The sequence below is a fragment of the Synechococcus sp. MU1643 genome (assembly GCF_020514095.1).
Lineage (GTDB): Bacteria > Cyanobacteriota > Cyanobacteriia > PCC-6307 > Cyanobiaceae > Parasynechococcus.
The window spans coordinates 47,110-59,034 of sequence record NZ_VTKY01000002.1; the positions used below are offsets into that span (position 1 = coordinate 47,110).

Sequence of the window (11,925 nt, forward strand, 5' to 3'; positions counted from 1 at the left end):
TCGGTGATGTAGGGCCGTCGCCAGCCGTGAATCACTCCCACTCGATCGTGCCGGGGGGCTTGCTGGTGATGTCGAGCACCACCCGATTCACCCCCTTCACCTCATTCACGATCCGATTGGAGATGGTCTCCATCAGGTCGTATGGAAGGCGGGACCAATCGGCGGTCATGCCGTCCTCACTGGACACACATCGCAGCACGATCGGCCAGGCATAGGTGCGTTTGTCCCCCATCACACCGACGGAACGCACCGGCAGCAGCACAGCAAAGGCCTGCCAGATGTCGTGATACAGCCCTGCCTCCTTGATTTCCTGGCGAACAATCAAGTCGGCATCGCGCAGGCAATCCAGCTTCTCATCGGTGACTTCACCCAAGATGCGGATGGCCAGACCAGGCCCCGGGAAGGGATGGCGGCGCACGATCTCCTCGGGCAGGCCGAGGCTGCGACCCACCTTGCGCACTTCATCTTTGAACAGCTTGCGCAGGGGCTCCACAAGCTTGAACTGAAGATCTTTGGGAAGACCACCCACGTTGTGGTGGCTCTTGATCTTCACGGCAACGCGTTCGCCCGTCTTGGGGTCAACATTGGTGCCAGCACTTTCGATCACATCGGGGTAGAGCGTGCCCTGGGCCAGGTAATCGAAGGGTCCGAGCCGCTTGCTCTCCTCTTCGAACACCCGTATGAACTCGGTGCCGATGATCTTGCGCTTCTCTTCCGGATCGGTGATGCCGTTCAGCTTGCCGATGAACCGCTGGCGAGCATTGATGTACTCCACATGGATGTTGAACTTCCGATCGAAGAAGTCCATGAGGAACTCGGGCTCACCTTTCCGCATGAAGCCCTGGTCGATGAACATGCAGGTGAGCTGATCACCGATCGCCTTCTTGAGCAGGAAGGCGAGGGTGGAGGAATCAACTCCTCCGGATAGAGCCAACAGGACACGCTTATCGCCCACCTGCTCCCGAACCAGGCCTACAGCCTCCTCGATGAACGCCGCGGTGGTCCAATCGGGATCACAGCCGCAAACGTGATAGACGAAATTGCGGATCAAAGCCATGCCGCAGCTGGAATGCACCACCTCGGGATGGAATTGCACTCCATAAAGCTTGCGCTGAAGGTGCGCCACCGCCGCCTCCGGCGTGTTGGCGGTGTGAGCCAAGCGCACAAACCCCTCCGGCAGCGCTTTCACCGAGTCGCCATGGCTCATCCACATCGTCGAACCGTTGTCGACATTGGTGAGCAGATCCGTCGGGTCATCCACTTCGAGGGGCGCCTTGCCGTATTCGGCCTTACCCGTGGCGGCCTCAACAACTCCACCGAGCTGTTGCACCATCAGCTGCATCCCGTAGCAAACCCCCAGCACGGGAATGCCCAGATCCCAAATGCCGGGATCGCACAAGGGCGCATGTTCGGCATATACGGAACTCGGGCCACCGCTGAGGATGATTCCCTTCGGAGCCATGCGTCGCAGCTCCTCCGCCGAAGTGCTGTAGCCGAGCACCACCGAAAACACCTCGGTCTCGCGCACGCGTCGGGCAATCAGCTCCGAATACTGGGACCCGAAATCAAGAATGACGATGGCCGGCTGACGCTGAGTGTCGGACGAGGGCTGGGACATCAATCCTTGGAGGTATTGCTCGCTGACGAGCGTCAATCACTCAATGTAAAGAAGCGCTTCTCCCCCTCCCGTCCCCACCAGCGCAGGGTGCGGCTGCGGTCGAACAGGGCGGCACCAATCCGTATCGGCCACGCGCCGTAGCGGGCCACATAAGACTGACTGCGCTGCTCCACCATCGCGGCCAGATGCTGGCCGATGGCCCTGGCTTGATCGGCATCCATTGCCTGAAAGGCCTCCTCAATAGAGGCGGCGCCGCGCAGTTGCAACAACTGGGCTGCCGACAAGCCGGCATCCAGGCCCAGGGCCACCAACACCTCCAGACGGCCATCGGCCAGGTGGTGATGGGTGTGAAAGATTCCGCCGGCCAGCTTGATCAATTTGCCGTGGTAACCCAGCAGCAGCAGATCATGAACACCAGCCTCCGCCGCGGCCACTAACACCGGCCCCAACCAGTTCCCCACCTTCAGCACGGGCCCGAGACCCTGCTGGCGGGCCAGAGCCAAGCCGTTCTCACCAATCACCAGAACGAGGCGTCCCTGAAACGCGTGATCCGCGGCGAGCGCCCTCAGGTCCGCCAACACCTGTTGCAATTGATCCGGTGCAGCGCTGCGCTGCACCTCCGCCTGGGTGCCGATCAAGGCCAGACCATCCACAACCCCGAAGGCGGCATTGCTAGTGCGTTCGGCAAGGGTGCGGCCCTGCGGAAGAATCGGCTGCACCAGCAAGCCCCGACCGGGCGGCAATAGAGGCAGCAGGTTCCGCTCCAAAAGCTCACGGGCAAAACCTGAGAGGCAAACGTCGCCCTCAGGCCCAAAACGGCCCACCCCTTCTCCGGCCTGCAGCTCGAGCACCGGCTGTGATGCGACGATCCAGGCCACCCGAACCCAGACCTCAAGATCCCGCGTCAGATCGAGGCCTGACCCTGGATCACAACGGCTGATGCCCAGGGCTTGGCCATCCGCCAAGGGGGCTGCCGAGCTAACAGGCACCTGCAAAGAGGGTCGATCCGACCCCTGATTCAACTGCTGCTCAGCGTTAAACGGCCCACCAAGCAATACCTGCAGGGCCGCCTTGGCCGCCGCCGCCACCCACACCGGCAGGGTCAATCCAGGTCTGGAGGGGGCGATGGAACCGGACAAGCTGTTTTCTAGAGTCGCCGATTGGCATCCCCCGCGCCATGCAGGACAAGCTCACCCTGATGATTCCGGGCCCCACCCCGGTGCCGGAAACAGTGTTAAAGGCCATGGGTCGTCACCCCATTGGCCACCGCAGCGGGGAATTCCAGGCCATCGTGCGGCGCACCACCGAACAATTGAAGTGGCTGCACCAGACGACGAGCGACGTGCTGGTGATCACCGGCAGCGGTACCGCCGCCATGGAAGCGGGAATCATCAACACCCTCAGCCGCGGCGACAAGGTGCTCTGCGGTGACAACGGCAAGTTCGGCGAACGCTGGGTCAAGGTGGCCAGCGCCTACGGACTCGATGTTGAGGTGATCAAGGCGGAGTGGGGCCAGCCCCTCGATCCGGAGGCCTTCCGCTCAGCGTTGGAAGCCGACAGCGCCAAAGCGATCAAGGCCGTGATCCTCACCCACTCGGAAACCTCGACAGGGGTGATCAATGACCTGGAAAGCATTGCCCGTCACGTGAAGGCCCACGGCACAGCGCTGACCCTGGCCGACTGCGTCACCAGCCTCGGTGCCACCAACGTGCCGATGGACGAGTGGGGACTGGATGTCGTCGCTTCAGGTGCTCAGAAGGGCTACATGCTTCCCCCAGGCCTGAGTTTTGTGGCCATGAGCGCACAGGCCTGGGAGGCCTACGAGCGCTCAGATCTGCCCAAGTTCTATCTGGATTTGGGCCCCTACCGGAAAACAGCTGCGAAAGACAGCAACCCCTTTACACCGGCAGTGAACCTCTACTTCGGCCTGGAAGCTGCTCTGGAGATGATGCAGAAGGAAGGCCTGGAGGCGATCTTTGCCCGCCACGCCCGCCATCGCACCGCCGCCCAGGCGGGCATGAAGGCAATGGGCCTGCCCCTATTTGCTGCCGAGGGTTACGGCAGCCCGGCGATCACCGCAGTGGCCCCCGAAGGCATCGATGCAGAACAGTTGCGCAAAGCCGTCAAGGAGAAATTCGACATTCTTCTCGCTGGAGGACAAGACCACCTGAAAGGTCAGGTGTTCCGCATCGGCCATCTCGGCTATGTCTGCGACCGGGATGTTCTGACCGCCGTCGCTGCGATTGAATCCACCCTTCAGTCCCTTGACCTGCACAAAGGAAGCATGGGAGCAGGGGTCGCTGCAGCCTCCGCTGCTCTTGGCTAAAACACAAGTGGTGAGAGCGATCTCGCCTCTTTGCGGGTGTAATTCAGTGGTAGAATGTCAGCTTCCCAAGCTGAACGTCGCCGGTTCGAATCCGGTCACCCGCTTGAGAAAATTTCAATCGCTTATCAAGTGCGAGGCTTGATGAGCTGAAGAACTTGGGGGCCGGCAGATCCAGCGCGTCGTTCATGATTCAAGGCCTGCAAGATCAACGAACCTGCCTCATTGATTCGGCCATCCTCAGCATATTGGCGAGCCCTGGCGAACAAGGCATACGCAGCTGATTCGTGATCCTGACGTTGTTGAGCAGACGTCTCAGATTTTTTTGTTTTCGTAAACGTCAGGGTCAACGTTCGAGCTCACTTATCAACATAAGAGTAGCTCTGATTGATATTTAGACCACATAACACACGTCTGCGGAGTTGCCGAACAACAACTGTTCAATTCCTTGGGTTTAGCTCAAGTACCAGGTTCTTCAGCGTTGCCCCCCAGATCCGCAATCCGATCCCTTAACTGAGAGCAGCGGGGTTGATCGCCTTTGGCTTCAGCGAGGGCGAGCGCGAACTCCAACTTCTCGAGCTGATGCCCACCTTCAAGGAAACCTGAACGGGTCAAAATGGTCATGCCATGCAATGTGCGTGAAGCACAAGCACTAGAGGCAGGGATGGTGGTCGCCATAGTTGCCTTTCTTTTTATTTTGGCACCGCGCGCCACCCCTATGCGACATCGCGACTCTCTTCTGTTTCGTCCTCCTGACCCCAAGCGTGGTTCTGGGAGGACTCTTCAGACATTTCAGCCTCTGGCATCGGAGCTGTGCTCTCCAACAGCTCCCGCGTTTCTCGCAACAGAGCTTCAACGCCTTCGAGAGTGGAGATCTCTTCGTCAGGGACAGCATTCAGATCCTTCTGCTGCTGGCGCAGTTGGAGCTCAAGAGCTTCCTGACGCTGTTCCAGTTTCACCAAGCGCTGCGATAGAGCCGTGATGGTTTGAGCGAGATCTTCCGCAGTGCGGGTGATCCGAAAGGACACGGAGGACGTCATCACCGAAAAGCTGGTGGATGCGCTGATGACAACACAGGAGCGCCGCTGTCTCAAGATCAAGCTGACATGACGCGATCGAGACCGATGCCTTCCTTGGCAACGCTGGCGCTCTACCTGTTGGCTGGAACCGCCATCGGACTGCTGGCTCTGTTCAGCGGCATTCCCGCTGCACCTCTGGCAGGTGCCCTGCTGGGTGCTGGCATTGTCAGCATGAGCGGCCAGCTGGAACCAGCCACATGGCCAGCGGGAACACGCACCGTTCTTGAGATCGGCATCGGCACCGTGATCGGAACCGGCCTGACGCGAACGTCCTTGGAACAACTGCAACTCCTCTGGAAACCAGCAGTTCTGATCACCCTGGCGCTGGTGCTGACAGGACTGGTCGTCGGCCTGTGGACCAGCCGCTTGCTCGGCATTGATCCGATCGTGGCCTTGCTGGGCGCTGCCCCGGGTGGCATCAGTGGCATGAGCCTTGTCGGTGCTGAATTCGGCGTTGGTGCCGCGGTGGCCGCCCTCCATGCCGTTCGGTTGATCACCGTGCTGCTGGTGCTGCCGTTGGTAGTTCGACTGATCGTCCCCTCGACAGCCGGGGGCTGATCGATACCTTGGGGCCACTCCACAACTGACGTCATGGGTCCCATCAGGTCATCGCTGGTTGTGTCTGCCGCGGCCCTGGTAAGCGCTCTCAGCGGCGTTACCCCCGCCCTACAAGCGGCTGAACCCACTGAAGAGAAGGGCGCCAAGATTTATTGCTTCCTGCGGTCCAGCGGCAACGACCACGAGGTGAGCTGGAAAGCCGCTTACGCCGTAATCAAACGCCAGCGCAGTGGCCTGTTCAAAACATCCCCGGAACATGCCTCAGTGATGATTACGGAAGGCGTCGTCCAGGACCCCGGCAATTTCCCCGACTGTGGCCAGTTCCTTGGTGATCTGTTCGGCGGGAACACCCAACCAGCCACCGCTGCCACCCTTGGAAACTCCTCATCCATCACCGAAAGCACCATCGAGAGCACCGAAGACACCACGCGCTACAGCTACTGATCCTTCATGGCTTCTGGGTCTGACTCTCCTGGCTGCCGTGTTGATGGCTGGCTGCCAAAGCAAGCAACCCGCGACGCCTGCTAACACACCGACGCCACTCGTCTCCAGTTGCCTCGGCAACTTCCGCATGGATGACCTGAAGCTGATGGTTGAACGCTGTGATGAGGCCATCGAGCAGACACCAGATCAGGCCGATCTGCATCGGGACCGCGCCCTTGTCTTGACCCTGCTTGGCAATCAAGCCAAAGCCTGCGAAGACGTCTCGTTGGCACAGTCGCTGCTGAAGCGGTCGAGCCAGCCGGTCGACCCAATGCTGCAGCACGAACTGCAGGTGCGTCAGAGCACCTGCAAACAATCCCGCACCATGGCGGAGAGTGATTGACGTTGCAGGGACAAGCGCCGAGGCCCCAGCAACACCTCGATCCGTTCCGCCTTGCTCGCCAACAAACCATCCACCAGCTGATCCGCTGCGCCGAGCTGCAGCCAATGGCAAGTCAAGCCATCCCCCATCCCCAAACGATGACAGCGGTCTTCGGCTTGGTCGAGGTCGCCTGGCGTCCAGGGGCGTTCCAACAACACCACATGACGGGCCCGGTGCAGGGTGAAGCCGAGAGCACCGGTACCAAAGGTGGCAAGCAGACAATCGTTCTGACCCTGCTGAAACCGATCCACACTCTCCTGACGTTCAGCAGGGCGCTGGCGACCGGTTAACAACTCGCCGCCGATGGTTTGCTGCAACAACTGCAATGGGGCCACAAAGCCACTGAACAGCACCACCGCCTCCCCTTGCCGGCGCAGTGACTCAACCAGCTGCTGGGCCTCCGGCAATTTGAATTCCGCAGCGATCTGACGCATGGAGGTGAGGAGAGCCAGATGCTCAGCATCCCGTCGCACCTCTCCGAGACGGGCCCGACGTCGGTAGTCATCCAGCACCAGCTCAACACGATGATCGAAGCCTGTGAGCTCAGCCTCCGACAGCAGCACAGGGTGAAGACTTCGCTGCTTGGGAGGAAGGTCGACCACCTGCTGCTTGCGGCGATGCAGGATCAACGGTCGACTCAGGCGACGCAGCTCCTCCAGCTGACTGGCTCCGGAAGCCTGCCAGCGTTTACCGGTTCGACCCTCCCGCCAGTGCCCCTGGCAATACCTCTCCTCGAACTGGCGTTGATCCCGCGCAATTGGATGGTCCATGGCCGCAAGCAGGGGATACAGCTGGGACGGACGACCGTTCTTCATTGGGGTTCCCGTGAGCATCCAGATCGCCCGCAGGCGGGGATGACGGGCTAGACGCAGCAAAGCAGCCGTACGCTGCGCCTGAAGTGACTGTGCGTAATGCGCTTCATCCACCACCAGAAGCGTTCCCGCTGGCGGGAGGGTGTCGGGCAGGCGAGCCCAGCTCACCAACTCAAGCTCAACCCCAAGGGCCTCTGATTCCCGGCGCCAGTGGGGATGCAGACCAACGGGAGCCACCACAAGCAACCGCACCTCAGCGCAGCGCATCAGGGCACGGGCCGCCAACAGAGCCGTAAGGGTCTTTCCTAGCCCCATCTCATCGGCCAGAACGGCGCCGCGACGGGCCAGGAGCCAACGGACACCAGAGCGTTGATGACGCAGAGGCCGTCGACCATCCTGCAGAGCTTCGTCAAGATCTGCTGCGGCCACAAGGGTCCGGTGCGGGGGCAGCGGGGGCAGGGGGTGCTGGCACCAATCAAGCCACTGCTGCAAAGCAGAGCTGACAGGGAAACGGCGCCCGAGGGCCTGCTGAAGTGCACCAGCGGCGGCCAATGGGAAATCCCAGCCATAGCCGGGGCCGATCCAACGCCCCCTGGGCTTGATCCGACGCAACTGGGACTGGGTCACCGCATCAAACGGGCTTACCACGCGGATCAGTCCTGCTGTAGAGAGATCCAGGTAGCAAGTCAATGTGGGATTTGACGGCACCAGCAGCCCCCCACAAACAATCACTTTAGTGAACTCAGATCAGCGCGCAAGCGCCGGGATCAAGATTCACATCTCAGAACAAAAAATTGTCGAAAATGCAGCGCTCGACACATTGACTGCCCTTTCGTTCAAGGCAGAATTATCACAACCGATGCATTCGGATGCATAGCAGGGACGCGGTTTTTCTCGACGAACTCTGCCCCAAATTACGCGTCCGAAGATGGCGACAGTCTCTTCACACTTTTACCGGTCAAAGTTGCATTTACTGCGGCAAACCTTCTGAATCAATTGATCACATTCACCCCCAGTCCAAAGGGGGGTCAAGCGTTACTGAAAACTGTGTGCCGGCGTGTCTGTCTTGCAACGGCCGCAAATCTGACGCCGACGTTTTCGACTGGTACCGGCGACAGCGCTTTTATGACCCACGCCGCGCCATGGCGATTCGGGCCTGGATGGATGGCGACCTGCGACTCGCCGTTCGCCTGCTGCAGTGGGCCCAACCGGATCAGCCCATCAACGAGCCGAACGACATCTCGATCGCGGCTCAGGCTGCCTGAGGCTCACCAAACTCGGCAGACATCGGAGGAGTGGTGCCGCTGACAAATGGAGGCCTGAACACCAGGGTCTTCAGGCGCCAGCACCACAGCACTTGCGAGCAGGGCAGCCGTCAGGATGGCCCGGAGCACAATGGCCCCGGAGCGGGAGCGATGGAGAGACGACGACGTCACGACAGTACATTTGATCTAATACAGGTGTACTGATGCTTGCCGATCTTGTCAAGCGGTCGCAGCCGCTGGCGGCTGAGGCGAAGCTGCTGGTGCTGGGCGGCGGATACAGCGGACGTTGTCTGGCCAACCTGGCTCGAGCACTTGGAACACCGGTGCTCTGCACCCGCCGCTCCCTCGACTCTGCCGAGGCAGATCTACTCTTCGACAGCAACGGTCAAGAGCAGCTCGACCCCGCTGTCCTGGAGGGCGTAACCCATCTGCTGTCCACCATCCCCCCGGATCGCGAAGGCAACGATCCGGTCTTGTCGAAGCTGCTGCCAACGCTCAGAAACCTGCCGCTGCGTTGGGCGGGCTATCTCTCCACCACAGGGGTTTACGGCGATCGTCAGGGCCGTTGGGTGTCGGAGCAGGACGACCCAGCGCCGGCGCTGAACCGCAGCATGCGCCGCCTCAACTGCGAAAAAACTTGGTTGCGCTCAGGTCTGCCGATCCAGATTCTGCGTCTGCCAGGCATTTATGGCCCGGGCCGATCGGTGCTCAACGGCCTAGAGCAAGGTCGTGCACGCTTGATTGACAAGCCCGGCCAGGTGTTCTGTCGCATCCACGTGGAGGACATCGCCGGGGCCTGCTGGCACCTCATGCATCGCGCTGAGCAGGGAGCTCCAGCGACCGTGGGCGACAGGACTGAGTTGAACAGAGCCGTCGTGAATGTGGTGGATGACCTCCCGGCTCCCACAGCCGAGCTGATGCGACATGCGGCAGCCCTATTGGGTTGTGCCCTGCCGCCACTGGAGCCGTTCGCCCAGATCGTGGACAGCATGAGTCCGATGGCTCAGTCGTTCTGGAGCGAGAACCGCCGCGTCAGTAACCACAAGCTCTGCCACGAGCTCGGTTACGCGTTGCTGCATCCGAACTTCCGCGTCGGGCTGCAGGATTGCTTGAACCAAGACAAACTCACTCCATCTGACCTGCGTTCTTCCCCTCGATCAGCCAACGGTTGAAATCGAAGTCCTCGTCTTCCTCAGGCTGGGAAAGCCCGACATCCTCAAGGAAACGGGAGAGGTTCAGTTCGATCCAGCCATTGCTCAAGCCAGAGGCCAATCCCACCAACAGTCACCCCAGCAACAGCAAGCGCAGCACAGCGATGGGCCCCCACGATTCCACGAACCCTAGGCATGAGCTGGTGATCGCTCTCGGCGATCCCGCGGGCATCGGCATGGAAGTGGTGCTGAAGGCCCTCGCCTCACCCACGCTCCCCCAAGAGCTTCAACCGCTGCTGGTGGGTTGCAGACGCACGCTGATCAGCACCCACGCGCGGCTGCAGCGGCAAACGAGCCACCCCCTTGCCGACCCTGCAGCACTCAGGATCGACGACCAACCGCTGGAGGCCAGTGTTCATCCAGGAGAACCCACCCCCAGCGGAGCCGATGCGGGGTTTCGCTGGCTCACCCGCGCCGTCGAACTGCTGCAGGAACGGGGGTCCCGCGCCCTGGTCACCGCCCCCATCGCCAAACATCTCTGGCATGCGGCCGGCCATCGCTATCCCGGGCAGACCGAACGGCTGGCTGAGTTGGCTGGACGACAGCGCTCCTCAATGCTGTTCACCGCCGTCTCTCCAACCAGCGGTTGGCGACTGAACACCTTGCTGGCCACCACCCACATCCCCCTGGGCCAGATCCCTGAGGCGCTGACCCCAGACCTGGTGCACCACAAACTGAACGTGCTGGAAGGCTTCTGTCGACGATTCACAACCAAACCACATCTGCGCATCGCCGGGCTCAATCCCCATGCCGGCGAAGCCGGTCAGCTGGGCCGCGAAGAAGCCGAATGGCTGCTGCCACTGCTGGATCAATGGCAAAAGGACCATCCTCAAGTGCAGCTGGATGGTCCCGTTCCTCCCGACACCTGCTGGATCAGCGCTGCTCGCGCTTGGCAGACCCCAAACGAGCCAGGTCCTGACGGGATTTTGGCCTTGTATCACGACCAGGGGCTTATTCCAGTGAAGCTGCTGGCCTTCGACGCTGCGGTGAACACCACCTTGGAACTGCCGTTCCTACGCACCTCCCCCGACCACGGCACCGCCTTCGACATCGCTGCCGAAGGCATCGCCAGCCCTGAGAGCACGACGGCAGCGATTCAAGCCGCCTGGGACCTGAGCTGACTCAGGCCGGCTTGACCCGCATCAGCACCTGACCGAATTCAACGGGCGTGCCGTTGTCAACCAGGATCTCCACCACTTCACCGCCAACCTCCGACTCCAGCTCGTTCATCAGCTTCATCGCCTCAAGGATGCAGACGGTCTGGCCGACATTGATCCGACTGCCCACTTCAACAAAAGAGGGTTCGCCCGGCGCGGGAGCACGATAGAAGGTGCCCACCATGGGGGCCGTGACTTCGAGCAGGTCGCTGCGCGTTGCGGTGGATGCGGGCGGCGCAGATGCGGGCTCGGCGGGCGCAACTGGAGCTGGTGCTGCAGCAGCAACGGGAGCGGGCATGACGGGAGCCATGACGGCCTGGGCCGGCAAGTTGCGACGGACTTCCAGACGGAAGTCATCTCCCTCCAACCGGAATTCCTGGATGTCGCTCTCGCCGAGCGCCTCCAGCAAGCGGTGCAGTTGTTCGTGATCCAGCTGCATGGTCATCCGTTTTCGCGCCCGAGGTAACTGTCGTTGCGGGTATCCACTTTGATCTTTTCTCCCACAGAAAGAAAGAGCGGAACCATCACTTGTGCACCGGTCTCAAGAATGGCGGGCTTGGTGCCACCCGTGGCGGTGTCGCCCTTGACGCCAGGGTCAGTTTCTTTGATCTCCAGAACAACGGAGTTGGGAAGTTCAACCTCGAGGGGTTTGTCGTTCCAGGACACCACATTCACCTCCATGCCTTCCTTGAGGTACTTGCGGCTCTCTCCGATCTGGGCAGCACTGAGGCGGGTCTCCTCGTAGGTACCCATGTCCATAAAGACGTAGTCCTCACCTTCCATGTAGGTGTGCTGAAGAGAGGATTTCTCCAACATCGCCTGGGGAAGCATTTCCCCAGCGCGGAAGGTTTTCTCCACCACGTTGCCGGACTTCACGGCCTTGAGCTTGGTGCGCACGAAGGCAGATCCCTTGCCGGGCTTGACGTGTAAGAACTCGACAACGCGCCAAACGGCCCCATCGATTTCAATCGTGGTGCCGGTGCGGAAGTCGTTACTGGAGATCATTCCCACCGAACGGTTCAACGGACTATACGGCT

At 60.8% G+C, this 11,925-nt stretch carries 15 protein-coding genes and 1 tRNA gene; 8 read left to right on the forward strand and 8 right to left on the reverse strand.

From position 1 onward, the window contains the following. Positions 1 to 31 precede the first annotated feature (31 nt). Together guaA and cbiD are read right to left on the reverse strand one after the other, a co-directional pair. A complete protein-coding gene (guaA, locus tag FZX09_RS04435; RefSeq protein WP_226400499.1) occupies positions 32 to 1,618 on the reverse strand; it encodes a glutamine-hydrolyzing GMP synthase in 1,587 nt (528 codons plus the stop codon). A gap of 32 nt (positions 1,619 to 1,650) precedes the next feature. Beyond that, positions 1,651 to 2,757, reverse strand: a complete 1,107-nt coding sequence (gene cbiD, locus FZX09_RS04440; RefSeq protein WP_226400501.1) for a cobalt-precorrin-5B (C(1))-methyltransferase CbiD — start codon at positions 2,755 to 2,757, stop codon at positions 1,651 to 1,653. A 38-nt stretch (positions 2,758 to 2,795) separates the two neighbouring features. Between cbiD and FZX09_RS04445 the strand changes: the two genes are divergently transcribed. Continuing rightward, on the forward strand, positions 2,796 to 3,944 hold the full coding sequence (locus FZX09_RS04445; RefSeq protein ID WP_226400505.1) for an alanine--glyoxylate aminotransferase family protein: 1,149 nt from the start codon (positions 2,796 to 2,798) through the stop codon (positions 3,942 to 3,944). A 32-nt stretch (positions 3,945 to 3,976) separates the two neighbouring features. Continuing rightward, positions 3,977 to 4,048: transfer RNA gene (locus tag FZX09_RS04450), tRNA-Gly, on the forward strand. 352 nt (positions 4,049 to 4,400) lie between these two features. On the opposite strand, the gene FZX09_RS04460 is transcribed toward FZX09_RS04450, so the two are convergent. Together FZX09_RS04460 and FZX09_RS04465 are read right to left on the reverse strand one after the other, a co-directional pair. Then, positions 4,401 to 4,619, reverse strand: a complete 219-nt coding sequence (locus FZX09_RS04460) for a hypothetical protein (protein WP_226400507.1) — start codon at positions 4,617 to 4,619, stop codon at positions 4,401 to 4,403. Between the two features lie 38 nt (positions 4,620 to 4,657). After that, a complete protein-coding gene (locus FZX09_RS04465; RefSeq protein WP_226400508.1) occupies positions 4,658 to 4,981 on the reverse strand; it encodes a chemotaxis protein in 324 nt (107 codons plus the stop codon). A gap of 84 nt (positions 4,982 to 5,065) precedes the next feature. On the opposite strand from FZX09_RS04465, the gene FZX09_RS04470 reads away from it, so the two are divergent. The 3 genes from FZX09_RS04470 to FZX09_RS04480 are packed head-to-tail and all read left to right on the forward strand — an operon-like array spanning position 5,066 to position 6,404. Further along, a complete protein-coding gene (locus tag FZX09_RS04470) occupies positions 5,066 to 5,578 on the forward strand; it encodes an AbrB family transcriptional regulator (protein WP_226400510.1) in 513 nt (170 codons plus the stop codon). A 33-nt stretch (positions 5,579 to 5,611) separates the two neighbouring features. Beyond that, entirely contained in the window at positions 5,612 to 6,022 is a 411-nt protein-coding gene (locus FZX09_RS04475) for a DUF6554 family protein (RefSeq protein WP_226400512.1), read from the forward strand. 43 nt (positions 6,023 to 6,065) lie between these two features. Further along, positions 6,066 to 6,404 (forward strand): hypothetical protein, encoded by a 339-nt coding sequence (locus FZX09_RS04480; RefSeq protein WP_226400514.1) that lies wholly within the window; start codon positions 6,066 to 6,068, stop codon positions 6,402 to 6,404. On the opposite strand, the gene FZX09_RS04485 is transcribed toward FZX09_RS04480, so the two are convergent. Then, a complete protein-coding gene (locus FZX09_RS04485; RefSeq protein WP_226400516.1) occupies positions 6,359 to 7,963 on the reverse strand; it encodes a DEAD/DEAH box helicase in 1,605 nt (534 codons plus the stop codon). The two genes, FZX09_RS04480 and FZX09_RS04485, sit on opposite strands and share 46 nt — an antisense overlap. A gap of 161 nt (positions 7,964 to 8,124) precedes the next feature. On the opposite strand from FZX09_RS04485, the gene FZX09_RS04490 reads away from it, so the two are divergent. After that, complete coding sequence (locus tag FZX09_RS04490) at positions 8,125 to 8,520, forward strand: HNH endonuclease (RefSeq protein ID WP_226400518.1); 396 nt, start codon at positions 8,125 to 8,127, stop codon at positions 8,518 to 8,520. Between the two features lie 3 nt (positions 8,521 to 8,523). Here the strand turns inward: FZX09_RS04490 and FZX09_RS04495 are convergent, their stop codons facing one another. Beyond that, complete coding sequence (locus tag FZX09_RS04495) at positions 8,524 to 8,691, reverse strand: serine protease inhibitor (RefSeq protein WP_226400520.1); 168 nt, start codon at positions 8,689 to 8,691, stop codon at positions 8,524 to 8,526. A gap of 32 nt (positions 8,692 to 8,723) precedes the next feature. Between FZX09_RS04495 and FZX09_RS04500 the strand changes: the two genes are divergently transcribed. After that, positions 8,724 to 9,692: an SDR family oxidoreductase gene (locus tag FZX09_RS04500; RefSeq protein WP_226400522.1), complete on the forward strand. Its 969-nt coding sequence runs from the start codon at positions 8,724 to 8,726 to the stop codon at positions 9,690 to 9,692. A gap of 143 nt (positions 9,693 to 9,835) precedes the next feature. After that, on the forward strand, positions 9,836 to 10,852 hold the full coding sequence (gene pdxA / locus FZX09_RS04505; protein ID WP_226401084.1) for a 4-hydroxythreonine-4-phosphate dehydrogenase PdxA: 1,017 nt from the start codon (positions 9,836 to 9,838) through the stop codon (positions 10,850 to 10,852). Position 10,853: 1 nt separating this feature from the next. Here pdxA and accB read toward each other — a convergent pair whose 3' ends face one another. Continuing rightward, positions 10,854 to 11,333 carry an acetyl-CoA carboxylase biotin carboxyl carrier protein gene (gene accB / locus FZX09_RS04510; protein ID WP_226400524.1) on the reverse strand — a complete coding sequence of 160 codons (480 nt, stop codon included), beginning with the start codon at positions 11,331 to 11,333 and terminating at the stop codon, positions 10,854 to 10,856. Beyond that, positions 11,330 to 11,893, reverse strand: coding sequence for an elongation factor P (gene efp, locus FZX09_RS04515; protein ID WP_226400526.1), 564 nt, complete (start codon positions 11,891 to 11,893; stop codon positions 11,330 to 11,332). Before efp ends, accB begins: the two co-directional genes overlap by 4 nt. Between the last annotated feature and the right edge of the window lie 32 nt (positions 11,894 to 11,925).